The 26,665-nt window shown below is 64.6% G+C and carries 23 protein-coding genes, 6 pseudogenes and 1 riboswitch; of the genes and pseudogenes, 17 read left to right on the top strand and 12 right to left on the bottom strand.

Annotation, left to right across the window (positions count from 1 at the left end; all coding sequences use genetic code 11):
• Positions 1-119: 119 nt before the first annotated feature.
• Together ACSKB9_RS30840 and ACSKB9_RS30835 are read right to left on the bottom strand one after the other, a co-directional pair.
• Positions 120-926 carry an SDR family NAD(P)-dependent oxidoreductase gene (locus tag ACSKB9_RS30840; RefSeq protein ID WP_438077808.1) on the bottom strand — a complete coding sequence of 269 codons (807 nt, stop codon included), beginning with the start codon at positions 924-926 and terminating at the stop codon, positions 120-122.
• A gap of 104 nt (positions 927-1,030) precedes the next feature.
• Positions 1,031-1,612, bottom strand: a complete 582-nt coding sequence (locus ACSKB9_RS30835; protein WP_057016614.1) for a 6,7-dimethyl-8-ribityllumazine synthase — start codon at positions 1,610-1,612, stop codon at positions 1,031-1,033.
• Between the two features lie 78 nt (positions 1,613-1,690).
• Positions 1,691-1,844: riboswitch (FMN riboswitch) on the bottom strand.
• A gap of 441 nt (positions 1,845-2,285) precedes the next feature.
• On the opposite strand from ACSKB9_RS30835, the pseudogene ACSKB9_RS30830 reads away from it, so the two are divergent.
• Positions 2,286-2,785: pseudogene (locus tag ACSKB9_RS30830) on the top strand (YbjN domain-containing protein).
• 179 nt (positions 2,786-2,964) lie between these two features.
• Positions 2,965-3,795, top strand: a complete 831-nt coding sequence (gene proC, locus ACSKB9_RS30825; protein ID WP_082190558.1) for a pyrroline-5-carboxylate reductase — start codon at positions 2,965-2,967, stop codon at positions 3,793-3,795.
• 143 nt (positions 3,796-3,938) lie between these two features.
• Here proC and ACSKB9_RS30820 read toward each other — a convergent pair whose 3' ends face one another.
• The 5 genes from ACSKB9_RS30820 to ACSKB9_RS30800 all read right to left on the bottom strand — a co-directional run bounded on the left by ACSKB9_RS30820 (position 3,939) and on the right by ACSKB9_RS30800 (position 7,887).
• The gene (locus ACSKB9_RS30820; protein WP_438077806.1) at positions 3,939-4,349 is read right to left on the bottom strand and encodes a thioesterase family protein; all 411 of its coding nucleotides are present in this window, start codon (positions 4,347-4,349) and stop codon (positions 3,939-3,941) included.
• Between the two features lie 139 nt (positions 4,350-4,488).
• On the bottom strand, positions 4,489-4,692 hold the full coding sequence (locus tag ACSKB9_RS30815; RefSeq protein WP_438077804.1) for a tautomerase family protein: 204 nt from the start codon (positions 4,690-4,692) through the stop codon (positions 4,489-4,491).
• 119 nt (positions 4,693-4,811) lie between these two features.
• Positions 4,812-6,326 carry a histidine--tRNA ligase gene (gene hisS / locus ACSKB9_RS30810; protein WP_438077802.1) on the bottom strand — a complete coding sequence of 505 codons (1,515 nt, stop codon included), beginning with the start codon at positions 6,324-6,326 and terminating at the stop codon, positions 4,812-4,814.
• Between the two features lie 272 nt (positions 6,327-6,598).
• Positions 6,599-7,678 carry a branched-chain amino acid aminotransferase gene (locus ACSKB9_RS30805; protein ID WP_225645612.1) on the bottom strand — a complete coding sequence of 360 codons (1,080 nt, stop codon included), beginning with the start codon at positions 7,676-7,678 and terminating at the stop codon, positions 6,599-6,601.
• Complete coding sequence (locus tag ACSKB9_RS30800) at positions 7,675-7,887, bottom strand: hypothetical protein (protein WP_438077800.1); 213 nt, start codon at positions 7,885-7,887, stop codon at positions 7,675-7,677. Before ACSKB9_RS30800 ends, ACSKB9_RS30805 begins: the two co-directional genes overlap by 4 nt.
• A gap of 121 nt (positions 7,888-8,008) precedes the next feature.
• Between ACSKB9_RS30800 and ACSKB9_RS30795 the strand changes: the two genes are divergently transcribed.
• The 3 genes and pseudogenes from ACSKB9_RS30795 (at position 8,009) to ACSKB9_RS30785 (ending at position 10,779) form a co-directional block, all read left to right on the top strand.
• The gene (locus tag ACSKB9_RS30795; RefSeq protein ID WP_438077798.1) at positions 8,009-8,557 is read left to right on the top strand and encodes a MarR family winged helix-turn-helix transcriptional regulator; all 549 of its coding nucleotides are present in this window, start codon (positions 8,009-8,011) and stop codon (positions 8,555-8,557) included.
• A gap of 22 nt (positions 8,558-8,579) precedes the next feature.
• A pseudogene (locus tag ACSKB9_RS30790) lies at positions 8,580-9,280 on the top strand (response regulator).
• Positions 9,281-9,393: 113 nt separating this feature from the next.
• Positions 9,394-10,779 carry an ATP-binding protein gene (locus ACSKB9_RS30785; protein ID WP_438077796.1) on the top strand — a complete coding sequence of 462 codons (1,386 nt, stop codon included), beginning with the start codon at positions 9,394-9,396 and terminating at the stop codon, positions 10,777-10,779.
• Positions 10,780-10,845: 66 nt separating this feature from the next.
• Here the strand turns inward: ACSKB9_RS30785 and ACSKB9_RS30780 are convergent, their stop codons facing one another.
• A complete protein-coding gene (locus ACSKB9_RS30780; RefSeq protein ID WP_438077794.1) occupies positions 10,846-12,981 on the bottom strand; it encodes a TonB-dependent siderophore receptor in 2,136 nt (711 codons plus the stop codon).
• Positions 12,982-13,318: 337 nt separating this feature from the next.
• Between ACSKB9_RS30780 and ACSKB9_RS30775 the strand changes: the two genes are divergently transcribed.
• Positions 13,319-13,540, top strand: coding sequence for a hypothetical protein (locus tag ACSKB9_RS30775; protein ID WP_438077792.1), 222 nt, complete (start codon positions 13,319-13,321; stop codon positions 13,538-13,540).
• Positions 13,541-13,697: 157 nt separating this feature from the next.
• Here the strand turns inward: ACSKB9_RS30775 and ACSKB9_RS30770 are convergent, their stop codons facing one another.
• Both ACSKB9_RS30770 and ACSKB9_RS30765 read right to left on the bottom strand, forming a co-directional pair.
• On the bottom strand, positions 13,698-14,228 hold the full coding sequence (locus tag ACSKB9_RS30770; protein ID WP_018269802.1) for a DUF3617 domain-containing protein: 531 nt from the start codon (positions 14,226-14,228) through the stop codon (positions 13,698-13,700).
• 43 nt (positions 14,229-14,271) lie between these two features.
• A complete protein-coding gene (locus tag ACSKB9_RS30765) occupies positions 14,272-14,571 on the bottom strand; it encodes a hypothetical protein (protein WP_028341043.1) in 300 nt (99 codons plus the stop codon).
• 166 nt (positions 14,572-14,737) lie between these two features.
• On the opposite strand from ACSKB9_RS30765, the pseudogene ACSKB9_RS30760 reads away from it, so the two are divergent.
• The 4 genes and pseudogenes from ACSKB9_RS30760 to ACSKB9_RS30745 all read left to right on the top strand — a co-directional run bounded on the left by ACSKB9_RS30760 (position 14,738) and on the right by ACSKB9_RS30745 (position 17,580).
• Positions 14,738-15,213 (top strand): annotated as a pseudogene (locus ACSKB9_RS30760) (hypothetical protein).
• Positions 15,214-15,326: 113 nt separating this feature from the next.
• The gene (locus tag ACSKB9_RS30755; RefSeq protein ID WP_438077790.1) at positions 15,327-16,013 is read left to right on the top strand and encodes a ribonuclease T2 family protein; all 687 of its coding nucleotides are present in this window, start codon (positions 15,327-15,329) and stop codon (positions 16,011-16,013) included.
• 231 nt (positions 16,014-16,244) lie between these two features.
• Positions 16,245-17,106 (top strand): annotated as a pseudogene (locus tag ACSKB9_RS30750) (23S rRNA (adenine(2030)-N(6))-methyltransferase RlmJ).
• Positions 17,107-17,367: 261 nt separating this feature from the next.
• Entirely contained in the window at positions 17,368-17,580 is a 213-nt protein-coding gene (locus ACSKB9_RS30745; RefSeq protein ID WP_016844477.1) for a cold-shock protein, read from the top strand.
• 274 nt (positions 17,581-17,854) lie between these two features.
• Here the strand turns inward: ACSKB9_RS30745 and ACSKB9_RS30740 are convergent.
• Positions 17,855-18,477: pseudogene (locus tag ACSKB9_RS30740) on the bottom strand (outer membrane protein).
• A gap of 267 nt (positions 18,478-18,744) precedes the next feature.
• On the opposite strand from ACSKB9_RS30740, the gene uvrC reads away from it, so the two are divergent.
• The 7 genes and pseudogenes from uvrC (at position 18,745) to ACSKB9_RS30705 (ending at position 25,783) form a co-directional block, all read left to right on the top strand.
• Positions 18,745-20,844, top strand: a complete 2,100-nt coding sequence (gene uvrC, locus ACSKB9_RS30735; RefSeq protein WP_438077787.1) for an excinuclease ABC subunit UvrC — start codon at positions 18,745-18,747, stop codon at positions 20,842-20,844.
• Between the two features lie 193 nt (positions 20,845-21,037).
• Complete coding sequence (pgsA, locus tag ACSKB9_RS30730; RefSeq protein WP_016844474.1) at positions 21,038-21,652, top strand: CDP-diacylglycerol--glycerol-3-phosphate 3-phosphatidyltransferase; 615 nt, start codon at positions 21,038-21,040, stop codon at positions 21,650-21,652.
• Positions 21,649-21,900 carry a molybdopterin converting factor subunit 1 gene (gene moaD / locus ACSKB9_RS30725; RefSeq protein WP_028333074.1) on the top strand — a complete coding sequence of 84 codons (252 nt, stop codon included), beginning with the start codon at positions 21,649-21,651 and terminating at the stop codon, positions 21,898-21,900. The genes pgsA and moaD overlap by 4 nt, the downstream gene beginning before the upstream one ends.
• A gap of 8 nt (positions 21,901-21,908) precedes the next feature.
• Positions 21,909-22,376, top strand: coding sequence for a molybdenum cofactor biosynthesis protein MoaE (locus tag ACSKB9_RS30720; RefSeq protein WP_438077785.1), 468 nt, complete (start codon positions 21,909-21,911; stop codon positions 22,374-22,376).
• A complete protein-coding gene (gene prmB / locus ACSKB9_RS30715; RefSeq protein ID WP_438077783.1) occupies positions 22,376-23,335 on the top strand; it encodes a 50S ribosomal protein L3 N(5)-glutamine methyltransferase in 960 nt (319 codons plus the stop codon). Before ACSKB9_RS30720 ends, prmB begins: the two co-directional genes overlap by 1 nt.
• Before the next feature lie 164 nt (positions 23,336-23,499).
• A complete protein-coding gene (locus tag ACSKB9_RS30710) occupies positions 23,500-24,912 on the top strand; it encodes an EAL domain-containing protein (RefSeq protein ID WP_438077781.1) in 1,413 nt (470 codons plus the stop codon).
• Between the two features lie 15 nt (positions 24,913-24,927).
• A pseudogene (locus tag ACSKB9_RS30705) lies at positions 24,928-25,783 on the top strand (TIGR01459 family HAD-type hydrolase).
• Between the two features lie 448 nt (positions 25,784-26,231).
• Here ACSKB9_RS30705 and ACSKB9_RS30700 read toward each other — a convergent pair.
• Complete coding sequence (locus ACSKB9_RS30700; RefSeq protein ID WP_016844467.1) at positions 26,232-26,627, bottom strand: response regulator; 396 nt, start codon at positions 26,625-26,627, stop codon at positions 26,232-26,234.
• Positions 26,628-26,665 lie beyond the last annotated feature (38 nt).

The raw sequence follows: 26,665 nt of genomic DNA, 5'->3' as shown, positions 1-26,665 counted from the left end.
TAACCACAGGCCTTGTTGTTGCGAAGGCTGTGGCTCCAGCGTTGTCAATCAATTCGCATTGGTGGTTATGGGTCCCGGCTCAAGGCCGGGACGACACCGAGTATGTGGCAGCCACCCCGCTAAAACCCCGGCCGCGGAACGTGGCTCATCAGCGTCCGCGCATAGCCGCCATCGACGATGATCTCCTCACCATTGACGTATGACGAGCGGTCGCTGGCCAGGAACAGGGTCGCGTCCGCCATGTCCTGCGGCGCGCCGATCCGGCGCATCGGCACCACGGCGGTGCGCCGCTCGGTGACCCCTGGCGTGTCGTAGAAGGCCTGGCTCATCGGCGTCACTACAAGGCCGGGGCTCACCACATTGCTGCGGATGCCATGCGGCCCCCATTCGGCGGCGAGTTGCTGCGAGAGCATGACGACCGCGGCCTTGCTGACGCTGTAGGCGCCGCTCTGCCCCTGCGCATTGCTGGCAGCGATCGAGGCGACGTGGATGAGGCTGCCGCGTCCGGCCTTGCGCATCTGGCGGCCGAACGCCTGGGCGCAGATGAAATAGCCGGTGAGATTGACCGCCAGCACCGCATTCCACTCCGCGAGCGGCAGCGTGTCGAGCCCGCCCGGGCGCAGCACCGCCGCTGTGTTGACGAGGATGTCGCAAGCGCCGAGCGTGCGCGCGACGGCGTCGGCGGCTGCCGCGACATTGTCCTCGCTGGTCGTGTCGCAGGTCGCGACGAGATGACCGTCGCCGAACTCGCCAAGCTTTGCCTTGGTCTCCGCGAGGGAGCGCTCGTCGCGATCGAGCGCGGCGACCCTGGCGCCGGCCCGCGCGAAACTGACGGCGGTAGCGCGGCCGATACCGCCGCCTCCGCCAGTGACGACGGCAACGCGGCCCGACAGGCCGAGCCAGTCGGAGGAATGTTGTTCGGTCATGGGGCGCCTCCCGCGCGTTTTGGTTTTATGCCGCAAGCATAGCCGAACGCGCCGCAGGCGAGAGCGATCCCGGCACGCATGCCGGAATCGCTTTTCCGCCGATGCTAGCCGGGAATCCCCGCCGCGACCTGGCCGCGCAGACGCTCGAGGCTGAGCAGCGTGTTGGCGCAGGCTTCCGCGACCTCGATCCCCTTGATGACGAAGTGCTTGCGGAAGAACTCGTAATGCACCTCGGTCTCGTGGAATTGCTGCGGCGTCAGCACCGCCGAGAACACCGGCACCTCGGTGCGCAATTGCACATCCATCAGCGCCTTGATCACGGTGTCGGCGACGAATTCGTGGCGGTAGATGCCGCCATCGACGACGAGCCCCGCCGCGACGATCGCGGTGTAGCGGCGGGTCTTCGCCAGCAGCTGGGCATGCAGCGGGATCTCGAACGAGCCCGGCACCTCGAACACGTCGACATTGGTGATGTGCCGCGCCTCGATCTCCTTCAGGAAGGAGATGCGGCATTCTTCCACCACGTCGCGATGCCAGGACGACTGCACGAAGGCAACGCGCTGCGGCTTTGCGAAGTGCGGATGCTCCGGCGTCGGCGGAATCGCCGGCGTATCGGGAGCGCTTTCTGCCTGGGGGGTTTGGACTTGAGAAGCTTGAACGTCTTGGTCTTGCAACATCTGATTCATGGCTTTCCTCTTTCAGGACCAGAATCAGGGCACACGGACAACGACACGAGCCCACGCGAAAATCGCGTTGGCTGCCGCAACCGTTCTCTTTCATCCGGACTGTGACCGTCGGCTTCGGAATTGCACCGAATCTGCTGACCCTTCCGCCGGCTTCGCGGAGGAAGGCGCTCGCGGGCTTGGGCTCATCACCCTTACCGCCGGTGGGGATTTTCACCCCGCCCTGAGAACTCGGCACGCCCGGGATGGACGTGCCTGACACGAAATATGACCAAAGCGCGACAGCCGGGCAAGGCCTTTGGCATGGGGAAACGGCATGTCCCCATGAGCGCGTTGCGGCTCTGCAAGGTTGATGCGAGGGCCCGACGGCTGATTCACGGGCGCGGCGAAGCGCCGGCAAATGGTTAACAAAGCGTTACGCGAACGCTTAGATTCCGATTTGTTCTCAAAATCACAGATGTGGCGGAGATCAGCTGTGGACGATGCGCGCTTTGGCTGTGGACGGACTCGGCGTGCGGTTGCGCGGATTCCGCAAATCACATCACTTCATCGGCGTCAGGTCCAGGGGCATCCGGAAGCCCGGTCAAGGAACTGCACTCGGCCACGACGCAGTATGTCGCAAGTGCCGGCTTCCGTGTGCGTATCAAGCGATCATAAGAACAAGGTCCGAGACGGCATGTCCCTCCTCGAAAGCATTATCGATTCCCGGAATAACCCGCTTGCGGTGGTCGAAGATATCGCCACCGACAACAACTGGGCGTTCGAGCGTTCCGGCGAAGACGAGGTGACGATCGTCTCCAAGGAGACTGGATCGATTATCAGCTCTCGTTCACCTGGATGGGCGAGATCGAGGCGCTGCATCTCGCCTGCGCCTTCGACATGAAGATGCCGCAGGCGCGCCGCGCCGAGGTGCAGCGGCTGGTCGCTGCGATCAACGAACAATTGTGGGTCGGCCATTTCGATCTGTGGACCCACACCGGCATGGTGATGCATCGTCAGGCGCTGGTGCTGCCCGACGGCCTCACCGCCTCCACCGCGCAGTGCGAGGCCATGGTGGTCAACGCGATCCACGCCTGCGAGCGCTACTACCCGGCGTTCCAGTTCGTGGTGTGGGCCGGCAAGTCGACCGCCGAGGCGATGGCCGCGGCGATGTTCGATACCGAGGGCGAGGCGTAAGGGTTTCGCTCCAGCGCTCCCACACGCTCGGTGTCGTCCCGGCGAAGGCCGGGACCCATACTCCGCGGCCCCTGGGCTTAAGCAAACTGCTTGTGGCTGATCGCGTGCCTCACTAGAACCGCCTGTGGTTATGGGTCCCGGCCTTCGCCGGGACGACGTGAGAGTTTGCGGAGTCACCTGTGAGCACATCCAGCAGCGCACTGACGAATACTTCCGGCACCATCGCGCTCGCGGGCGCGGGCAAGATGGGCGGCGCCATGCTGACCGGCTGGCTCGCGCAGGGCCTTGCACCCGAGCGTGTCGCTGTGATCGACCCGCATCTCTCGCCGGAGATTTCCGCGCTTGCCGCAAAGGGTGTGCGGCTCAATCCGCAAGCGAAGGATCTCGGCACGGTCGACACGCTTGTCGTCGCGGTGAAGCCGCAATCGTTCCGCGACGCCGGCGCCGCGCTGAAATCCTTCGTCGGCCCCTCGACGCTCGTCGTCTCGATCATGGCCGGCACGACCATGTCAGCGCTGGAAGAGGTTGTCGGCGGCGCCGTGGTGCGCGCGATGCCGAACACGCCGGCGGCGATCGGCCGCGGCATCACCGTTGCAGTACCGTCGAAGCGCGTCACCGCCGCGCAGCGCGCGATGACCGATGCGCTGCTGAAAGCGACCGGGCTCGTCGAATGGGTCGACGATGAGAGCCTGATGGACGCGGTGACCGCGGTCTCCGGCTCGGGCCCGGCCTATGTGTTCCTGCTCGCCGAGGAGCTGGCGCGCGCCGGCGTTGCGGCCGGCCTGCCCGAGCAGCTTGCGACCACGCTGGCGCGGGCGACCGTCGCCGGCTCCGGCGAGTTGCTGCATCGCTCGGATCTGCCGTCGGCGACCCTGCGGCAGAACGTCACCTCGCCCGGCGGCACCACCGCCGCGGCGCTCGAGGTGCTGATGGCCAATGACGGCATGCAGCCACTGATGACCCGCGCGATTGCCGCCGCGACAAGGCGCTCAAGGGAGTTGGCGAAGTAACACACTAACAAACCCGTCACCCTGAGGTGCTCGCGCAGCGAGCCTCGAAGGGTGCACGGCCCGCGGCCCATCCTTCGAGACGCGCTACGCGCTCCTCAGGATGACGTTCGAACAAGTGGATTGGCGCGCGACCACGGGTTCGCTTACTGCGGCTGCCCCGATGTCCCGGCCAGCCGCTTGTTGAAGCTCTCGACATTGATCAGACCGCGGGCGTGGCGGCCTTCGCCGAGCTTGCGCGTGCCCTCAAAGGCCTCGACCTCGAAGCGGATCACGCGGCGTTCGACCGCGATCACTTTTGAGGTCGTCCGCACGGTGGCGCCGACCAGCGCTGCGGCGAGATGGCGGATATCGACCTCGGTCCCGACCGTGACCCAGCCGGGCTGCAGCGCGGCGCGAATGGCATCGCCCGACGCCATCTCCATTTCCAGGATCATCATCGGCGTCGCATAGACCATCGGCATGCCGGGCACGAAATGCCCGACGGTGCGCTCCAGCGGCACTACGAGCATGCGCTCGGCGCTCATGCCGATCCTGATGAAGTCGCGTGCGTCCATGGATGCCTTGCTCGTCATTCCGGGGCACGCGAAGCGTGAACCTCAGGTGCGCAATCGCGCATCGGGGAATCTGGAGATTGTTGATCGAGATCCCGGGTTCGCGCTAATGCGCGCCCCGGGGATGACGCGCTTTCGCGCGTCACTTCTTCGCCACAGCCGCGCGCTCGACGAACGACTTGCCGCCCTTCATCTTGTGATGCAGCGGCGCTTCGTTGATCTGGATCACGACCGCGTCGGCATCGACGCCGAGATTCTTCACCAGTGCCTGGGTGATGTCGCGCATCATGCCGAGCTTCTGCTCGTCGGTGCGGCCGGCGGCCATGCTCACGGTGATCTCAGGCATTGTTGCTCTCCCTCTTGTTGTCGCCATGGCCGGGCTCCTCCCGGTCATTCACGTCGCCGCGCATCAAACAAGAGGTGGATGCCCGGCACAAGGCCGGGCATGACGTCACAAGCGAATGGCTATCCCCACGCCACGTCATGCCGCGCCAGGACCTCGCGGACCCTGGCGACCAGATCGGCCTCCGCGCAGGAGAACTGCGCCGGACGCGTTTCACGCCATTCCTGGTTGGAGGCGATCGCAGCCGCGGCCTTGGCGCCTTCGATCAGATCCTTGATCTGCACCTCGCCGCGCGCCTTCTCGTCCGAGCCCTGGATGATCACGCAGGGCGAGTTGCGGCGATCGGCATATTTGAGCTGGTTGCCCATGTTCTTCGGATTGCCGAGATAGAGCTCGGCGCGGATGCCGGCCTGGCGCAACTGCGCGACCATCTTCTGGTAGTCGGCGACACGATCGCGGTCGAACACGGTGACGACGACAGGGCCGAACTCGGCCCGCGTGTCGAGCTCGCCGAGCATCGTCAGCGCCGCCTGCAGGCGCGACACCCCGATCGAGAAGCCCGTTGCCGGCACCGGCTCGCCGCGGAAGCGCGAGACCAGGCCGTCATAGCGGCCACCGCCACCGACCGAGCCGAATCGCACCGGGCGCCCCTTCTCGTCCTTGGTGTCGAGCAGCAGCTCAACCTCGTAGACCGGGCCGGTGTAGTATTCGAGGCCGCGAACAACGGTGGGATCGATGCGGATGCGATCCGCGCCATAGCCGGACGCCGCGACCAGCTTGGCGATCTCCTCGAGCTCGCTCACGCCGGCCTGACCAACTTCGCTCTTCGCCAGATAGGTCTCCGCCGCAGCAATCGCCTCTCGCCAATCGTCGCGCTGCTGCGTGACGGCCAGGACGATATCGGCATCCGCGGGGCTCAGGTCGGCGCCCTTGGTAAAGTCGCCCTTGCCTTCTTCGCCGCCATCCCATCGTCCGGCACCAAGCAGCTTGCGAACCTCGTCGGCGGGAAATTTGTCCAGCTTGTCGATCGCGCGCAGCACCGTGAGACGGCGGCCCGCATTCTCCTCACCGCCGAGGCCGATCGCCTCGAGCACGCCGTCGAGCACCTTGCGGTTGTTCACCTTCACGACATAGGAGCCGCGCGGAATGCCGAGCGCTTCCATCGTGTCGGCCGCCATCATGCAGATCTCGGCGTCGGCCGCCGGCGTCGCCGAGCCGACCGTGTCGGCGTCGAACTGCATGAACTGGCGGAAACGGCCGGGACCCGGCTTCTCGTTGCGGAAGACGTAACCGAAGCGATAGGACCGATAAGGCTTCGGCAGCGCGTCGAAGTTTTCCGCGACATAGCGCGCGAGCGGCGCGGTGAGGTCGTAGCGCAGCGATATCCACTGCTCGTCATCGTCCTGGAACGAGAACACGCCCTCGTTGGGACGGTCCTGGTCGGGCAGGAACTTGCCGAGCGCGTCGGTGTATTCCATCGCCGGCGTCTCCACCGGCTCGAAGCCGTAGAGCTCGTAGACGGCGCGGATCTTCTCGACCATCGCCCGCGTGGCATTGATCGCGGCCGGGCCGCGATCTTCCAGCCCGCGCGGCAGGCGCGCCTTCAGTTTCTGGGGTTTCTTGGGTTTCTCGGCCATGTCATGCGCTGCAAGGTCTGTAAGCCGCGGTAGCTTACAAATAGAACGCCGGGTTACCAGCCGAGGCGGCGCGGAGCAAGGTATCCGGCCGCTCTTACCTCGCCCCGCTTGCGGGGAGAGGTCGGAATTCAAGCGTAGCTTGAATTCCGGGTGAGGGGAACTCTCCGCGAGCCGGTCTCTTACCATGTTTGCGGAAGCAGCCCCTCACCCCACCCTCTCCCCGCAAGAGCGGGGCGAGGGAGCGAGAGAGTGCCTACCGTACAGCCCGCGCGTCAGGCGACGTTCCTGATCCAGTTATGCGGGTCGTTGGTGCGACCGTACTGGATGTCGACCAGCTTCTTGCGCAGGCCCATGGCGACCGGGCCGGCCACGCCGCCGCTGATCTGGAAATCGCCGCTCGCCGAGCACACCTTGCCGATCGGCGAGATGACGGCCGCGGTGCCGCAGGCGAACGCCTCCTTCAGCTTGCCGCTGGCGGCGTCAGCGCGCCATTGCTGGATCGTATAGGGCTCCTCGCGCACGCGCGTGCCGGCATCCTTGGCAAGCGCGATGATCGAGTCGCGGGTGATGCCGGGCAGGATGGTGCCGAGCGGCGGCGTCAGCAGCGAGCCGTCGTCGAACGCGAAGAACACGTTCATGCCGCCGAGCTCCTCGATGTAGCGGCGCTCGACCGCATCGAGGAACACGACCTGGTCGCAGCCCCGTTCGATCGCCTCGGCCTGCGCGCGCAGGCTGGCGGCGTAGTTGCCGCCGCACTTGACGGCACCGGTGCCGCCGATTGCGGCGCGGGTGTAATTCTCCGACACCCAGATCGACACCGGCGCAGGGCCGCCCTTGAAATAGGAACCGACCGGCGAGGCGATGACCGAGAAGATGTATTCGGCCGACGGCTTCACGCCGAGGAAGACCTCGCTCGCGATCATGAAGGGCCGCAGATAGAGACTGCCCTCGCCGCCCGGGATCCAGGCGCGATCGATCCGCACCAACTGCTCGACCGCATCGATGAACAAATCCTCGGGCAACGGCGCCATCGCCATGCGCTCGGCCGAATCATGGAAGCGGCGGGCGTTGGCGTCCGGCCGAAACAGGTTCACGCCGCCGTCGTCGCGCTTGTAGGCCTTGAGACCTTCGAAAATTTCCTGGGCGTAGTGCAGCACCGCGCCGGCCGGATCGAGCGGAAAATTCGCGCGGGCCTCGACGCGGGCGCTGTGCCAGCCCTTGCCCTGGCTGTAGCGGACGATCGCCATGTGATCGGTAAAGACCCGGCCGAAGCCGGGGTCCACGAGCTTCGCCGCGCGATCCTTGTCGGATGTCGCATTCGGCGAAGGCTGGATATCAAATTTCAAAGTCATTTTTCTTGCTTTCCGCTGTCGGAACCGGCGCGATACCCGGCGCCGGCCTGTTTCCCCGGAGCCATCAGGCTCCGGCTGGCCCGAACTTCACCACCGCCGGCCGCGCCGGCGGCTTCCATCGCCAACATGCCGTTTAGACATGCTTTTGCGGAATGCTGAAGTCCAGTATGTTTGCCGAAATGCCGCTCGACAATCGCACGGTAGTCCAATTTGCGGCCCAAACCGCCTCACAGGCTCGTTCAGGCCGCCTTAAACGCTGTCGAGGACAAAACGACCTAATGTTTCGTCGTGACAGGCAGTTTTGTAACATTGAACCCAAGATACGTCAATATGACTGACATAAATTTCTCAGGCATGGCTGCCAAGCCCAATTCGCAGGGAGACGACAACGCTCCTGGGGCGGGGGTACGCGACCTGCGCTGGGACATCATCGAGCTGTTGTTCTTCGCCTACCGCGACTTTGTCGGCGATGCCGACCAGGAGCTGGAGGCGTTCGGCTTCGGCCGCGCCCACCACCGTGTCATTCACTTCGTGACCCGCTATCCGGGGCTGAAGGTCGCCGACCTGCTCGACGTCCTGCGCATCACCAAGCAGTCGCTCGGGCGCGTGCTCAAGCAGCTCCTGGACGAGGGCTACATCGTGCAGAAGACCGGCAACAACGACCGCCGGCAGCGCCTGCTCTACGCCACCCCGAAGGGCGAGGCGCTGGTCGCCAAGCTCGCGGGGCTGCAGACCGACCGCATCAACCGGGCGGTCGCCGGCATCGATCCGGCCGGCGTCGAGACGGTTCGCCAATTCCTCCGCGCGATGATCGACCGCGACGATCCCGACAAGGTGCTCGAAGCGATCTTCGGCGGCGGCAGAAAAACGAGGGAGTGAGCTGGTGCAGGCTGCAACCATGATGCGCGCGCCGGTCGAGCCGGCCGACGACGCGCCGCATCTTCTGCTTGTCGACGACGACCGCCGCATTCGCGACCTGCTGTCGCGCTTTCTTTCCGGCGAAGGCTACCGGGTCACGACGGCAATGAGCGCCACCGATGCGCGCGCCAAGCTGCTCGGGCTGCATTTCGACCTGCTGATCCTCGACGTGATGATGCCCGGCGAGAACGGCTTCGACCTCGCCCGCTTCATCCGCAGCTCCTCGACGGTGCCGATCATCATGCTGACCGCCCGCCACGAGGCGGAAGCCCGCATCGAGGGCCTGCAGATCGGCGCCGACGATTATGTCGCCAAGCCATTCGAGCCGCGCGAGCTGGTACTCCGGATCGGCAATATCCTCAAGCGCACCGCGCCGCCGCAGGTCGCGGTCGTCGAGCAGATCGCGTTCGGCCCCTATATTTTCCACATCGAGCGCAGCGAACTGCGTCAGGGCGAGGAGATCATCCACCTCACCGATCGCGAGCGCGAGATGCTGCGCATCCTCGCCAGCGCGCCCGGCGAGACCGTCCCCGCGCCGAGCTGACCTCCGGCGGCACCGTCAACGAACGCGCGGTCGACGTGCAGATCAACCGCCTGCGCCGCAAGATCGAGCACGATCCCGCCAATCCGCTGTTTCTGCAGGCGGTGCGCGGCATCGGCTATCGCCTAGTGGCTTCGCCCTGAGCATGACCCAGAAAGTAGCCCGCATGAGCGAAGCGATATGCGGGGTTGGCAAGCCCCGGATATCGCTTCGCTCATCCGGGCTACGAAATCCCATCGCTCTATAAGTATCGAACATGAGCACGCTCGACTCCGGCCTGACCCTGATCCGCAACGCCTCGCAACGCGTCTCGAAGGCGAACGGCTGGATGGGCAACGCGTTCAAGAGCTGGATGCCGACCGGCCTCTATGCCCGCGCGCTGCTGATCATGATCGTGCCGATGGTGATCCTGCAGACCGTGGTGGCGTTCGTGTTCATGGAGCGGCACTGGAACACGGTGACGCGGCGCCTGTCGGCCGCGGTGGTGTCCGATATCGCCGCGCTGATCGACGTCTACAAGAGCTACCCGCAGGACAAGGACCGCGCGCAGCTTCGCCGCATCGCCCAGAAACTGCAGCTGGTGGTCGACTTCCTTCCCGCCGGCGACATGCCGCCGCCGGGGCCGAAGCCGTTCTTCTCGCTGCTCGACCAGACGCTGTCGGTGCAGCTCGGCCGCCAGATCAGCCGCCCGTTCTGGATCGACACCGTCGGTAAATCCAATTTGGTCGAGATCCGCGTGCAGCTCGACAATTCGGTGATGCGGATCTTCGCCCAGCGCAGCGCGGCCTACGCCTCCAATTCGGAGATCTTCATCTTCTGGATGCTCGGCACCTCGACGATCCTCCTGATCGTCGCCGTGCTGTTCCTGCGCAACCAGATCAAGCCGATCCTGCGGCTCGCCGACGCCGCCGAAAGTTTCGGCAAGGGCCGCGAGGCGCCGAACTTCCGGCCGCGCGGCGCGCGCGAGGTGCGGCGCGCGGCGCAGGCCTTCATCGAGATGAAGGCGCGCGTCGAACGTTCGATCGAGCAGCGCACCGCGATGCTCGCCGGCGTGTCGCACGATCTGCGCACCATCCTGACCCGCTTCAAGCTCGAGCTTGCCCTGATCGGCGAAGGCCCCGAGATCGACGCGATGCGCAAGGACGTCGACGAAATGTCGATGATGCTGGAGGATTATCTCGCCTTCGCGCGCGGCGATTCCGGCGAGGTCGCGCAGCCGACCGACATGGCGTTGGCGCTGGAGGAATTGCGCGGCGACGCCGAACGCCACGGCCACACCGCAACCGTTGCATTCCACGGCCTGCCCGTCGTCACGGTGAAGCCGGCCTCGTTCAAGCGCTGTCTCGCCAACCTCGTCTCCAACGCGGCGCGCCACGCCAACACCATCTCGATCACCGGCCATCGCGACCATCGCTATCTCAACGTCACGGTCGACGACGACGGGCCGGGCATCCCCGCCGACATGCGCGAGGAAGTGTTCAAGCCGTTCCTGCGGCTCGACGATGCCCGCAACCAGGACGAAGGCGGCACCGGGCTCGGGCTTGCGATCGCCCGCGACATCGCCCGCTCGCATGGCGGCGACATCATGCTCAGCGAAAGTCCGATGGGCGGCCTGCGCGCCGTCGTGCGGGTGCCCGTGTAACAGCGTTTTCGAGCGAAGTGGACGCCGGTTCGCGTGAAGAAAACGCGTCCAAACAACAAATTCGAGCTACCAGCGGTAGGACAAGGTGCCGATGACCTGCCGCCGTTCGCCGGCATAACAGTAACCGGACTGGCAGGTCTGGTAGTGCGTGTCGAACAGATTGGTCGCGTTGACGCGCATCGTGGCGCCGAGGAAGCGCCGGTCCAGCTTGCCCAGATCGTAATCGATCACCGCATCGAACAACGTCGTCGCAGCGTTCTGGAACGTGTTCTGGTCGTTACCGAAGTTCGTGCCGATATAACGCACGCCGAGACCAAGCCCGAGGCCTTCGACGGGCACGCCGGACTGGAACGTATACTTGCCGAAGGCGGCGAAGGAATTCCTCGGAATGCCGGAGAGCTCATTGCCGGTCGTATCGGGATTGCCCTGCGTGATCACGACGTTGAGATGGGTGTAGGCGGCGGTGAGATCAAATCCCTGCTTGAGCGCGAGCTTCGCCTCGAGCTCCACACCCTTGGATTCGACCCGCCCGGTCGCTGCCTGGAATGCCATGTTGTTCGGATCGGTACGCAGCACATTGTCCTGCGTGATGTCGAACACCGCGGCGGTCAACAGCACCGGAACGTTCGGCATCTGGTACTTGATGCCCACTTCCTTCTGCTCGCCGGTGGTCGGCCTGAACGGCAATCCGGATGCGTCGACGCCGACCTGCGGGGCGAATGCCGTCGCGTAGCTGATATAGGGCGCAATGCCGTTGTCGAAGACGTAGCTCAGGCCCGCACGGCCCGTGAAGGCGGTGGCCTTCTGCGTTGACGGCACGCCGTCGAGACCCGCGGTCGTGGTCTGCGACACCCAGCTCTGGCGGCCGTTGAGCGTCAGAATAAAGCCTCCGAGCTTGGCCTGCTCCTGCGCATAGACACCGACCTCGTCGGTCGACTGCTTGTTGAAGATCGAGAATGCCGGCGTCGCGATGGCCTGGGCGCCGTAGTTCATGGTCAGGAGATTGAGGTCCGGCGCCGGCCCGTAGCCGATCTTGTCGTTGTAGTAGGAGTGGCCGTAGTCGACGCCGAACAGCACGGTATTCTTGATCGCGCCGAGCATGAACTTGGCCTCGGCCTGATTGTCGAGCGTCACCGTGTTGAAGCTGTCCAGGATCCGCCAGGCGGACCGCGACGCCAGGTTGGTGCTGCTGTCGATCGAATCGATCTGGGTGTATTTCGCGTCGACGTCGACCTGGTAGAAGCGGAAGTTCTGCCGCACCGTCCACACATCGTCGACATTGTGCTCGAACGCGTAGCCGATGCGATATTGCTTCTGATCCATCGCGCTGAACGCCGGATCATTCGAGTAGATGTTGGTCAATTGTCCGTCGGGCGTGCGGAAGTTGCCGATGCTTGCGGCGGTTCGGCTGCTTTGATATTCGCTCAGGATGGTGAAGGACGTGTCGGCGTCGGGCCGCCAGGTCAGCGCCGGCGCGATATAGGCGCGATCATCGTCGTTGCCCGGATACCAGGTCTTTGCGTCGCGAAGCAGACCCGTCAGCCGGTAGTACAGCTGATCGCTGCCGGGCACCGGACCACCGACATCGAAACTGCCCTGGTAACGGTCGTAGGTGCCGCCCTGCAGCTGCACCTCACCGAATGCCGTCAACGGCGGCCGCTTGGTCGTGACATCCACGATGCCTCCCGGAGAGCCGAGGCCATAGAGGCCCGAGGCTGGTCCGCGGAGGATCGACACGCTGTCGAGACCGTAAGGTTCGATCTTGGGAATTGCGAAGTTGCCGCCGCTCTGACGCAGGCCGTCGCGATAGATCCCTGTATAGGTCGCGTCGAAGCCACGGATGTAGAAACTATCGAACCTTGGATCATAGCCGAACGCCGTGGTCGTCACGCCGGGCGTGTAGCTGACGGCGTCCTTGAGCGTCTGAACGTTGCGATCCCTTAGCTCCTTTTGCGTCACGACCGAAAGCGACTGCGGCGTTTCGATCAGCGCTGTGCTGGTCTTGGTGCCGGCCGTGCTCGCGGTTGCAACGTACCCCGTGGTCGTACCGATCGCGCTTCCTGTGCCTTGCGACCGCGGAGCCTGGCTCCGGGCGGGCGCCGCGGCACTGCGGCGCCGGTTCGCCGCGACCGCCCGCGAAGTCCTGGTGTTCTGGCTTGAAACGACGGCACCGCGCTTCCTTGCGGCGCCAGGTTCATCCACCGTCACTGCGGGAAGTTCGCTGACATTGCTCTGCGGAGGACTTGTCTGCGCCTGAGCGCTGGCGACGTCTGCACCCATTGGCACAAGTATGACCGAACCGAGTAGCGCCGCATTGATCGCAGCCGTTGATGCAAGCAAGCCGCGCTTGCTCCGCAACGAAGCCATTCCCACCGAACAAATCCCCACATTGCCTTACGCCGACATCGATCGAGTCGCGTTTGCGACAAGGCCGACATCGATTGGGGCGGACTTCTATCGGCGGGATGATCGAAATTCCACACGCGCAAGATAGAATCGATGGAAGCAGCAACGAAGCGCAACACTGGAGTGATTCAAGATGCGCATCACTGGAACGATTCAAAACGACATGTTGGCGCGTCAGGCTTTCGACACGACGAATGCGATGCGCGTCGTCTCTCGCAGAGAGTCTCTCGAACGCGAGGTACGCGGCGATCATTCAATGACGTTGCATCCCGTCGACGTCATCACGCGCCGAGGAGCACACGAACGCGGTGAACCGTCATCCCCGCGCAAAGGCTTCGCCTTTGCGCGGGGGTGACGGGGTGGGACCGGATGGATTGCACATCGCCTCAGCGCAAGATTGCTTTGCAATTTTGTCGCGAGCTACTCGAAGTGATGGTGGTGCAAGCTGCGCAGCCTCTCAGCATGCGAGGCGATGCATTCGGGCGCGCGGCAACAGCCGGATGCGCTGCGCGCTACTTCTGCTTGGGCAGGAGGCCCTTCAGCTTTTCCATGTCCTTGACGTTCATCTTCATGCCGCCGGGCATGATGATGTCGCCGGCCTTCTGGTCGCTCTTGCAGGCGCCGAGCCATTTCGCCTCGATGGTCATCGTGGTGTCGCGCGAGCCGGCCGCGCCGCCCTCGGCATGCGAGGTGCTCTTCACCGTGTAGGCGGAATTGAAATCGCCGACGATCTCGGCATGGCTCTGCATCGTCATGCCGGCGACGCTGCAGACGCTGTCGCTGACATAGCCGGTCGCGGTCTTCTGGATATCCTGCTTCGAGCAGACTTCCTTGGCCATCGGCGAGGCCGCCGCGCTCATCTCCTTGTCGGTGGTCTCGTCGGTGCAGTGCTGCATGGTGATTTCCGGCATCGGCCCGCCGGTGCGCACCATCTTCATCTCCCACAGACCGGCCTTGCGGATCGGCAGGTCGACGGCACTTGCGGCGCCAGCGGACAGGACAAGGCACACAGCCGAACCAAGCAAGGCAAGCTGTCGGGTCATGCGGTCGGCTCCCGGCTGAACGATCGAAAGATCCGGTGCGCGCTCAGTAGAGCGTGCGCAGCGGCCTCTGGGCTGCGCCATAGGGCACCCAGCGACAGGCGAAAGAGATGTAGCCGCCCGGATAGTTCTGCATCGCAAGGAACTTAACCACCTTGCCGTAGGAGGCGCAGTGATCGACTGCGAGTTGCCGGGCGTCGCTCTGGGTCGCCAGCGTATAGGCGATGATACCGCCGGTATCATTGCCCTTGAACGGCGGTACCGGCTGCATCCAATCCGCCCGCGCCGGCACAACGGCCAGCATCCCGCAAACGGCAACCAGGCACGCGGCCAATTTCCTTCGCATCGCAGACTCCATTTCGCTTCGAGCCAACATAGAGTGCGCCGGCGACCGTGAAAAGAACGAGCCGGCTCCCCAAAGTGGACTTCTCCGCAGGTGTTGCCGCCCTGCACTTGACCTTGCCGGGGCTTCGCGGCACCGTCCGCGGCATCGGATAATCGGGTGGATTCCCATGCGCAACCTGTTCAACTCCCGCAATAAACTCGGCCGCAAGCTCGGCCTCGGCGCCGCACTCGTGGTCGGCCTGCTGGCTTTCGGGGGTACGGCCCAGGCCGCCAATCCGCTCGAAATGAACTTCTGGCTGTCCGGCCCGCGCTATGACGGCAATGTGGCCCCATGCGAGAAGGCCCTGACGGTCATCAGCACGCAATTCCAGGAAAAGGAAGCCACCTTCTGGAATTCGCCGCTCGTGATCACCGGCTTCAACGGGATCACGAAACCGCCTTCCGCCCCTGGCAGTCCGACAATATCCCGCGCCGTTATTGCACGGGCGAGGCGATGCTGAGCGACGGCAAAGTGCGCAAGGTGCACTATTCGATCATCGAGGACGGCGGCTTTGCCAGCATCAATCAGGGCGTCGAATGGTGCGTCGCGGGGCTCGACCGCAACTGGACCTATAACCCGTCCTGCAAGGCCGCGCGGCCCTGATCTCCGACCAGATTGCTAAAGCAGGAGCCGCCGCCATTTGGACGGCGGCTTTTTGTTCTTGAAATGTTCTCGCGGCCTGCTAGGCTCTGGGCGGTCGAGTGAGGGAGCGTTTGATGCCTCGGTTGGACACGATTTCCCGATTTTTGATTTCGGTTGCCATTATTCTGTGCGGTGCGGTCGGGGCGTCGGCCCAGGATCGCCGCCAGAATGCGCCCGGTGAGTTCGATTTCTATGTGCTGTCGCTGTCGTGGTCGCCCTCGTTCTGCGAGGCGGCGAGCGAGCGCGGCAACAACGGCCGCGGCACGCAGGCGCAATGCGGCGGACGGCCCTATTCCTTCGTGGTGCACGGCCTGTGGCCGCAATATGAGCGGGGCTTTCCGGAATACTGCCAGCGGCCTTCGCCGCAACTCGCCCGCAGCATCATGAGCTCGATGCTCGACCTGATGCCGGCGCCCGGGCTGATCTACAACGAGTGGGACAAGCACGGCACCTGCTCCGGTCTCGGCGAGCGCGCCTATTTCGAAGCCATCCGCAAGGCCCGCGCCACGGTGAAGATCCCCGAGGAATTCCTGCAATTGTCGGAGCCGAAGACGGTCGCGCCCGACGAGCTGGAGACGGCATTCATCAAGGTCAATCCGGGCCTCAGCAACTCCGCGATCTCGGTGACCTGCGACAGCAAGCGGCTCAGCGAGGTGCGAATCTGCCTCAGCAAGGATCTGCAATTCCGCTCCTGCGAGGAAATCGACCGCCGCGCCTGCCGCCGCGATCAGGTGCTGATGCCGCCGGTTCGCGGCGGCTGAAACTCTGGGTCATGGCCGGCAGACGCGCGCTGCGCGTCGTCGCGCAGCATGTCCCGGCCACCTGCGCCATCGCGAAACAAGCAAGATAAGGCGCAGATGCCCGGGAGCCGGCTACGCCAAGGCTTCGCCGAGCTCGGACGTTACCCGCCGAAGCTTTAGCGAAGGCCGGGACAAGCCCGGGCATGACGAGTACAACATGCGCACCCTTTGGGAGCGCAGCACGATCATCACATGAACTACCGTCACGCCTTTCATGCCGGCAGCTTTGCCGACGTCATCAAGCACATCGTGCTGGTGCGCATGCTCACCTATCTGCAGGACAAGCCGGCGCCGTTCCGCGTCATCGACACCCATGCTGGCGCCGGTCTCTATGATTTGACGTCGAGCGAAGCGCAGCGCGGCGGCGAATGGCTCACCGGCATCGCGCGGCTGATGCAGGCGCGGCTCTCCGACCAGGCATTGCCGCTGATCGCGCCCTATCTCGACATCGTCAGGGCATTCAATCCGAAAGGCGAGCTGAAAGCCTATCCTAGTTCGCCGTTGATCGCGCGGGCGCTGCTGCGTCCGCAAGATCGCCTCACCGCCTGCGAGATCGAACCGACGGCGCGCAAACAACTGATCGAACGCGCTGCGACGCGACGCGCAAGCGCGCGTCGTCGATCTCGACGGCTGGATGGCGCTGCCCGCATTCGTGCCGCCGAACGAACGGCGCGGCCTGGTGCTGATCGATCCGCCGTTCGAAGCGAAGGACGAGTTCGAGCGGCTGGCCAGTGCTTTCACGGAAGCGTACGCGAAGTGGCCGACCGGCTCGTATCTTTTGTGGTACCCCGTAAAAACCCGGAGAGCCACCGATGAGCTAACGCGCAGTGTGGCTGCTGCAGCAGCAAGCAGCCGGCCCGCCGGCAAATGCCTGCGATTGGAATTCAGTGTGGCACCGCAAGAAGCAGGCGCAGGCCTCGTTTCCACAGGGCTTTTGCTGGTGAATCCGCCGTGGACGCTGGCGAATGAGTTGAAGATCATCCTGCCCGAACTCGAGAAGCCGCTCGGTCAAGGCGGCGCGGGACGCTTCAAACTCGAGACGCCTAAACCATGATCGACAACCTCCTACTGAAAAGTTCAATTTTGAGCATAGGCAATTTGCGCGGAACCGTATTATGCTCATCCTGTTACGACTGGCTTTACGTTCCGCTTCCGCGAATGGTTGCGGCGGAGTGACAAGGCCGAAATAAATCCAGGCAGACCGGCGGCGTGACGCCGGCCTGTTCAGGTGGCCAAGCTTCCGACAAGCGAATGTCGGTCAACCGCTACGCGGCGTGCGCGTAGCGGTGGAGCAATACGGGGGAGGAGTTTCCCGATGGCCATGACTGGGACAGTCAAGTTCTTCAACGGAGAGCGTGGCTACGGCTTCATCAAGCCTGATGATGGCGGCCGCGATGTGTTCGTTCACATCACAGCTGTCGAGCGTGCAGGATTGAAGGACCTGACTGAAGGACAACGCATTACGTTCGAGGTTGAGCCCGACAAGAAGGGCAAGGGCCCGAAGGCGGTCAACCTGGTGGTCTCATGACGAGCGCTCGCGATGCGCGGCTCGGAATGAACACCGAATGAGGCGTTGCGTGTGAGTTGGCTGCCGAGCGCGTGGCTGGCGCTCGCTGGATGACCACCTGCATGATGCGGACGCGACCGGCGGAGCCGCATATCCCACACGTGCGGCCCACCGATTGGATTCGCGCACGCCGCGGCGTGTATACGGCCGTGCGCGACGTTGAGATCATCAACACAAAGAAAAACCCGGCCGTGCAAGGCGCGGCCGGGAGTTAATGGTCGACGTTTTCTTGTTCTCAGAAGTGATAGTTGATGCCGGCGCGAACCAGGCTGAAGCTGTAGCCGTTCGACACGCCACCGGTGATCGTGAAATTGCTGTTGGCAAGGTCGACGTAGAGATACTCGATCTTGGCGCTCCAGTGCGGGGCAAAGCCCATTTCGGCGCCGGCACCGACGGTGAAGCCCGCATTGGTGTGGCTCTCCGTGATGCCGAACGTCTCGCCGCGCAGTTCGCCGAAGGCGAGACCGCCGGTCGCGTAGAACAGCACGTTGTTGACCGCATAGCCGGCGCGGCCGCGCACCGTGCCGAACCACGGGTTGGAGAACTTCCACGGCGCGAACCGGTCGTCGGCTGTGGTGCCCTGGATATCGGCCTCGATACCGAACACCCAGGGGAGCCGTTCTGGAAGTTGTAGCCGGCCTGTACACCGCCGACGAAACCGGACGGCTTGGTCGGGTTGTTCTCCACCGAGCCCCAGCCATAGCCGACATTGCCGCCGAGATAGGGGCCGGCCCAGCTATAGGCATTGAGCGGCTGATAGACGGTATAGGGCGATCCGTAGTTGAGATCGGCCGACGCCGCCGAGGTCGTCCAGCCTGCAACGATCAGTGCCAGCGCACGCGCAACAAACCGGGTCATTGGTACTCTCCAGAACGCAACTGCCGCAGCCCGCCGGCCAGGGCCGGCGTGGTTACGGAATTCCACTTTTTTCGCTAAGGTTTATCGAGAGTTTTAAGTTAAAGGGCTGTTAAGCCCGGTTACCGGCCCGCTCATCAGTCTTAACAAGGTGTTACGCACCCCGTCCCGGGATGCGCGCGGGGGCCGGTAACCTCCTGCAATCGAGGTGCTTTTTGTTGGTACCGTCAGCGCTGGCGACCGGTCGCCCAAGCACTTAGTTTACGGCCCATGGTTCACGATTCTCCCGAGCGTCCGACGCCGGCCCCCAAGGTTGACTCCAAGGCTGCCCCCAAGCCACGGCGCGGTTCAAAGTCCGACCTGCCACAGGACGATCTGGCGCTCGATACAAGCGACGTCGATCCCGAAACCTCCGCCGCCGAGGAGGAGGACGAGGCACGCCTGCCCGAGGCTTCGGAGGACGCCGCCGAGGCGATCGCCGAGGGCACGCTCTCGGTCGGGCATGCCGCGATCGAGAACGCGGTCCGCCTCGCCCCGACCTCGCCCGGCGTCTATCGCATGCTCAACGCCGCCAACGACGTGCTCTATGTCGGCAAGGCGAAGAACGTCAAAAAGCGGCTGTCGTCCTATGCGCGGGCCAACGCGCCGCTGCCGGCGCGCATCCTGCGCATGATCGCGGCGACCACGCAGGTCGAGATCGTCTCGACCATGACCGAGACCGAGGCGCTGCTGCTCGAAGCCAATCTGATCAAGCAGCTCCGTCCGCGCTTCAATGTGCAGCTGCGCGACGACAAGTCGTTTCCCTATATTCTGATCACCGGCGACCATTGGGCGCCGCAGATCCTCAAGCATCGCGGCGCGCAGTCGCGGCCCGGGCGCTATTTCGGGCCGTTCGCCAACGCCGGCGCGGTCAACCGCACCATCACGGCGCTGCAGCGCGCGTTCCTGATCCGCTCCTGCACCGACGGCTTCTTCGAAAGCCGCAGCCGGCCCTGCCTGCTCTATCAGATCAAGCGCTGCGCCGGCCCCTGCACGCGCGAGATCGACTTCCCCGGCTATAGCGAACTGGTGCGCGAGGCGACCGAATTCCTCTCCGGCCGCAGCCACGCCGTGAAGGAGCTGCTCGCGGCCGAGATGGAGAAGGCCTCCGGCGAGCTCGAGTTCGAAACCGCGGCGCTGTACCGCGACCGTCTCGCGGCGCTGTCGGCGATCCAGTCGCAGCAGGGCATCAATCCGCGCACGGTCGAAGAGGCCGATGTGTTCGCAATCCACCAGGAGGGCGGCTACTCCTGCGTCGAGGTGTTCTTCTTCCGCACCGGCCAGAACTGGGGCAACCGCGCCTATTTCCCGAAGGCCGAGAAGAGCTTCACGCCCGAGGAGGTGCTGTCCTCGTTCCTCGCGCAATTCTACGACGACAAGCCGCCGCCGAAGCTGATCCTGCTCTCGCACGAGATCGAGGAAAGCGCGTTGCTCGCCGACGCGCTGTCGGTCAAGGCCGGATCCAAGGTCGAGGTCACCGTGCCGAAGCGCGGCGAGAAGAAGGAGCTGATCGGCCACGCGCTCACCAACGCGCGCGAGGCGCTCGGCCGCAAGCTCGCCGATACCGCGACGCAAAGCCGGCTGCTGGAGGGCATGGTCTCGACGCTCGGCCTGCCGCACACACCCAAGCGGATCGAGGTCTACGACAACAGCCACATCCAGGGCACCAACGCGGTCGGCGCGATGATCGTGGCGGGACCCGACGGGTTCATGAAGAACCAGTACCGCAAGTTCAACATCAAGTCCGAAGGGCTGACGCCGGGCGACGATTACGGAATGATGCGCGAGGTGCTGGAACGCCGCTTCAAGCGGTTGCTGAAGCCGCCGGAGGGCGAGGCCGCAGCCAAGACGAAAGCGGATGACGATTCGTTCCCGCAATGGCCCGACCTCGTCATCATCGACGGCGGCCGCGGCCAGCTCAACGCGGTCCGGGAGATTTTCCAGAATCTCGGGCTGACCGAGGTCTCGCTGATGGCGGTGGCCAAGGGTCCGGAGCGCGATGCCGGGCGCGAAACCCTGTTCATGCCCGACCGCGAGGCCATCAAGCTGGAGCCGCGCGACCCGGTGCTGTATTTCATCCAGCGGCTGCGCGACGAGGCCCACCGCTTCGTGATCGGCTCGCACCGCAAGCTGCGCAAGAAGGACATCCGCGAGGCCGGACTGCAGGAGATCCCGGGCATCGGCCCGTCCCGCAAGCGTGCCTTGCTGCACCACTTCGGAACGCTCAAGGAGATCGAGCGGGCCTCGATCGCCGACCTCGGCAAGGTTCCCGGCGTCAGCGCCGAGAGCGCCCGCAAGATTTTCGAGTTTTTCCACGCCCAGCCGGGTTAAACCAAAGGCGAGTCATCAGGGCGTCGCCTGCGACAGGGCATCTAGGGCATGATGCGGAAAAGTGTGAGGCAGTTATCCGAAAAGATCATGCTTGAACAACGAGCTAAGGCGCTATGACGATGCAGCGCAATCTGGTCGCGCTTGACGCGCCCGCACGGTTGACCTTCTCGCTTCAGCGGTATTGGTAGAACGGATGAACATCGCCACGACCCGGGGACAGACCAAGACCATGTCCCTCCCGAATATCCTGACCTACGCCCGGATCGCCGCGATCCCGGTGGTGATCGGCTGCGTCTACTGGCAATCGATCCTGGACGGCCCGTTGTGGCTGCGCTGGGTGGCGCTGGCCGTGTTCATTGCGGCGGGAATCACCGACTATCTCGACGGCTATTATGCCCGGATGTGGGACCAGCAGTCCGCCTTCGGCCGGATGCTCGATCCGATCGCCGACAAGCTGCTGGTCGCTTCCAGCCTGCTGATGCTGGCCGCCGACAATTCGATCCATGGCTGGACGTTGTGGGCGGCGATTGTGATCCTGTGCCGCGAGATCCTGGTCTCGGGCCTGCGCGAATATCTCGCAGGGCTCAGGGTCAGCGTTCCCGTGACCAAGCTGGCGAAATGGAAGACGACGATCCAGCTGGTGGCGATCGGCTTTCTGATTGCCGGCGAAGCGGGCGAGCAGGTCTTCCCGGCCACCACCCTGATCGGCATCGTACTGCTCTGGATGTCGGCGATCTTCACGATCTACACCGGCTGGGATTATTTCCGTGCCGGCATCCATCACCTCATCAAGGAGGATGAGGGATGAAGCTGAAATATTTCGCATGGGTGCGTGAACGCGTCGGCAAGGCTGAAGAGATCGTCGAGCCGCCGGCTGAGGTGCGCACCGTCGGCGACCTGATCGGTTGGCTTGCGGCGCGCGACGATGCCTACGCCTATGCCTTCGAGAAGCCGACGGTGATCCGCGCCGCGATCGACCACGCCCATGTCAAATCGGACGCGGCGATCTCCGGCGCCCGCGAGATCGCGTTCTTTCCGCCAATGACCGGCGGCTAAATCTTAACATGACCGTCGCAGCGACCATCCGTATCCAGCAAGCCGACTTCGACGTCGCGCAGGAGATCGCGGCCTTGAGCAGGGGCCGCACCGATGTCGGCGCGGTCGTCAGCTTCAACGGCATCTGCCGCGGCAGCGAGCAGGGCGAGCCGATCGCGGCGCTGACGCTCGAACATTATCCGGGCATGGCGGAAGCCGAGATTGGACGCCACGCCGACGAGGCGCTGGCGCGCTGGCCGTTGCAGGGCCTCACCATCATCCATCGCTTCGGCCGCATCGCGCCGGGCGAGAACATCGTGCTGGTCGTGACCGCCTCGGCGCACCGGCAGGCCGCGTTCGAGGCCGCCGAGTTCCTGATGGACTATCTGAAGACCAGCGCACCGTTCTGGAAGCGCGAGGAAAGCACGCGCGGCGCGAGCTGGATCGAGGCGCAGGGCCATGACGACGCGGCCGCCGCGCGCTGGACCAAATCCTGATGGCCAAGCGCAGCAAAGTGCCGGCCAGGCGCAGCCCCGCCGTGCCGAAAGCGCCGAAAGTCGGCGCCGGCGAGCTGCACACCCTGTTTGATTTCCTGCGCTATGCGACGAGCCGCTTCAACGCGGCGAAGCTCGTGTTCGCGCACGGCACCACCGATCCGGTGGCCGAGGCCGCGTTCCTGATCTGCGAAACGCTGCACCTGCATCCCGACCAGTTCGAGAACTTTGCCACCGCGCGCGTCACGATTGCCGAGGGCAAGCAGATCCTCGACCTGATCGAGCGGCGGATCGCGACGCGGAAGCCGGCCGCCTATCTCGTCAACAAGGTCTATATGCGCGGCCTGCCGTTCTATGTCGACGAGCGCACCATCGTGCCGCGCTCCTTCATCGGCGAATTGCTGGATTCGCATTTCGGCGGCGATGAGGACGGCACCTCGCTGATCGGCGATCCCGAGGAGGTCGAACGCGTGCTCGACCTCTGCACCGGCTCCGGCTGCCTCGCGATCCTGGCCGCCCGGCATTTCCCCAACGCCGCGGTTGACGCCGTCGATATTTCAAAGGATGCGCTCGAGGTCGCCGCGCGCAACGTCGCCGACCACGGCCTCGACGGTCGCCTGACGCTGCATCGCGGCGACCTGTTCAAGCCGCTCGGCGGCAGCAGATACGATCTCATCATCTCGAACCCGCCCTATGTCGACGCCGAAGGCATGGCGGCGTTGCCGCGTGAGTGCCGTGCCGAGCCGAAGATCGCGTTCGATGGCGGCGCCGACGGGTTCGACATCGTCCGCCGCCTGCTCGATGAGGCGAGGCAACATCTGACCCCGCAGGGCGGCCTGCTCTGCGAGATCGGCCGCGGCCGCGACAATCTCGAGGCCGCCTATCCGAACCTGCCGCTGCTCTGGCTCGACACCGAGGACTCCGAGGGCGAGGTGTTCTGGATCGCCGCCGCGGACCTCTGACCGGCATACCGCCGCCGGCTCCGGCGATTTACGGAGCCAGATCCGGGCGAAGCGAAAATCGTGTGCAGTTCCAGCCGGTTCCGAAGATCGCTGGCCCGTCGAATCAACAATGGTGCTAAGGTCGCGGTCCGGGGACGTTCGGACAGAGGGCGCGGGCGCGCGACATGATTTGCATTTCGACGATCTTCATCGCCATCTGCATGGTGCTGGTCGCAGCCTCGCTCGGCTTCGTGCTGTATTCGGTGGCGGGCATCAGCGGATCGGAATCGGCGATCGTGGCGCTTACCGCCCTCACCTGCCTGATCCTCTACAATGCGGTCTCGATGCGGCTCCGCGACCGCAGCGACGTCGGCGGCCAGATCGCGGATCTGTCGCGCGGCACCGCCGACCTTGCCCGCCAGGTCGCCGAATTCGGCCGCCGGCTGGCCGCGGTCGAAGGCCGCGTCGCCTCCGCCAACTCCTCTGGCGCCGACCGGATGCAGGGCATGGCGGGCGAGATCAGCGAGCTCGGCGGACTGGTGCGGCAGCTCGCGGCATCCGTCGCGCATCATGAGGATCTGCTGGCGGCGGCTCCGGCGGTTCAGCCGGTCGCGTCCCCGCGCGACGATGTGCTGCAAAGGGTTGCGCCGGCGCCGACCGTCGTGGTTGCGCCTCCGCCGACACCTGCGGCTCCGCCGGAGGTCTCGCGCAGCCAGACCCAGCTGATCGGCGCGATCAAGCAGGCCATCGACGAGAACCGCCTCGATATCTACCTGCAGCCGATGGTGACGCTGCCGCAGCGCAAGGTGCGCTACTACGAGGCGGTGACGCGGCTGCGCGACGAGCGCGACCAGGTGCTGGCCGCCGAGGATTTCATCGAGGCGGCCGAGGCCGGCGGCCTGATCGGCCGCATCGATCACATGGTGATGCTTCGCTGCGTCCAGGTGCTGCGCCGCCTGATGATCCGCAGTAAGGATGTCGGCGTGTTCTGCAACGTCTCGGCGGCGACGCTGTCCAACCAGGCGCACTTCACCCAGTGTCTCGACTTCCTCGAGGCCAACCGCGCGCTGGCGCCGTCCTTCGTGCTCGAGTTCAAGCAGGCGACCTTCCGCAATCTCGGCGGGACCGAGAGCGAAAACCTCGCGGCGCTGGCACAGCGCGGCTACCGGTTCTCGATCGACCATGTCAGCGACCTTCGCCTCGAGCCACGCGAGCTCGCCGATCGCGGCGTCCGCTTCATCAAGGTGCCAGCGGCGCTGCTGCTCGACGCCAGGCAGATCGCGAGCACCGATATCCATCCGTCCGATCTGTCCGACCTGCTCGGCCGCTACGGCATCGACCTGATCGCCGAACGGATCGAGGGCGAACGCTCGGTGGTCGACCTGCTCGACTACGATGTCCGGTTCGGCCAGGGGTTCCTGTTCGCGCCGCCGCGGCCGTTGCGGCCGGAGGGGGCATCTGCTACCGCCGAGGCTCCGCAGACCAACCCCCAGGATCTTAATGGCGCCAGCACTTCAGCCCCTGTCTCCAGCCCCGCAGCTCCGCCGCGCGCAACCGGCAGCGCCGCGCTGGCGCGCCGCGCCCTCGGTCCAAATTAGCCGGCAATTCGCATCATGACCTCACTGCGTTTCGTGGAACAGCTGCGCGACCTCGTCGGCGGCGTCGATGTGGTGCTGTCGGACATCTGGGGCGTCGTGCACAACGGGCTCGAGTCCTTTCCCGAAGCCTGCGAGGCACTGCACACATTCCGCCAGCAAGGCGGCACGGTCATCCTGATCACCAACGCGCCGCGGCCGGCCGATTCCGTGCAGCGACAGCTGCGCAAGCTCGGCGTCGCCGACGAGACCTATGACGCGATCGTCTCCTCGGGCGACCTGACGCGCCACTTCGTCGCCGATCATCCCGGCCAGAAGATCTTCTGGATCGGCCCGGAGCGCGACAGCTCGATCCACCGCGGCCTTGACGCCACGCTGGTGCCGCTGGAGCAGGCCGACTACATCATCTGCACCGGCCTGTTCGACGACGAGACCGAGTTGGCCGAAGATTATCGCGAACACGCTGCTGAAGGCGCTCGAGCGCAAGCTCACGCTGGTCTGCGCCAATCCCGATATCGTGGTCGAGCGCGGCGACCGGCTGATCTATTGCGCCGGGGCGGTCGCCGAACTCTATCGCGAGCTCGGCGGCGAGGTGATCTTCTACGGCAAGCCCCACCGGCCGATCTATGAGCGCGCCATGGCACTGGCCAGCGAGCGCCGCGGCCGCCCGACCGAGCTCAGCCGGGTGCTCGCGATCGGCGATTCCGTGCGCACCGATCTCACCGGCGCCCTTGGCTTCGGCATCGATCTCCTGTTCGTCACCCGCGGCATCCATTCCGAACAGTTCGAGGGCATCGAGCAGCTCGATGCGGCCTCGATCAAGGAATTGTTCGGCCATCCGCCGCGCGCGCTGATGCGCGAGCTGAAGTGGTAACCGCAAGCGACGCTGTCCCTCGCCCCGTTCTTCACCGGGTCGAGACGAGCGAAGCTCGCTCTTGGAGGGTTGGGTGAGCGGCTGCCTCCCCAAGCGCCGGATGCCGAGACACCTGTACCCCCTCACCCGGATTGCATCTCTCGATGCAATCCGACCTCTCCCCGCAAGCGGGGCGAGGTAAAGGGGCGCGCCGCCAAAATATCGAAAACAACCCCATGCAAAGTAGCCCGTGGCGCGCGGGGTTCGACCAGTCGCCTTGACACGTCGGGCAACTCAGCGATACTCTTCTAATATTCCGAAATCGTGCAGCCGCCCTCCCCCTCGTGTTGCACAAGCGGGGCGGGTAAAGGGAAGCGTGATCAAATGCAAATGCCCGGGACATCTAGCGCGAAGACGCGCTTCTGCCGGGCATGCGTGAATTTCAGCCGACGCGATCGATGTCGGGCGGTTATGCCGTCGCCATGTCCGGGAACACCGCCTCGATCTTGGTCTTCAGCGTGGCCGCGTTGAACGGCTTGACGATGTAGTTGTTCACGCCGGCCTTCTTGGCCGCGATCACGTTCTCGGTCTTGGATTCCGCCGTGATCATGATGAAGGGCGTGGTCGCAAGGTTGGGATCGGCGCGGACTTCCTTGAGCAGGTCGTAGCCGGTCATCGGCTCCATGTTCCAGTCGGAAATCACCAGGCCATACTTCTTGCCGCGCATCTTGTTCAGCGCTGCGGAGCCGTCGGAGGCATCGTCGATATTTTCAAATCCAAGCTGCTTGAGAAGATTCCGGATGATGCGGATCATGGTGCTGTAATCATCAACCACCAGAACCGGCATGGACAAATCAACCGCCATCTTTCCCCCAAAACACAAACGCAACTTGGCTTCTGCAC

The organism is Bradyrhizobium sp. BR 1433 (assembly GCF_051547665.1).
Classification (GTDB): domain Bacteria; phylum Pseudomonadota; class Alphaproteobacteria; order Rhizobiales; family Xanthobacteraceae; genus Bradyrhizobium; species Bradyrhizobium australafricanum.
The sequence above is the reverse complement of the archived record's forward strand: the minus strand, read 5'-3'. Positions and strand labels throughout refer to the sequence as shown.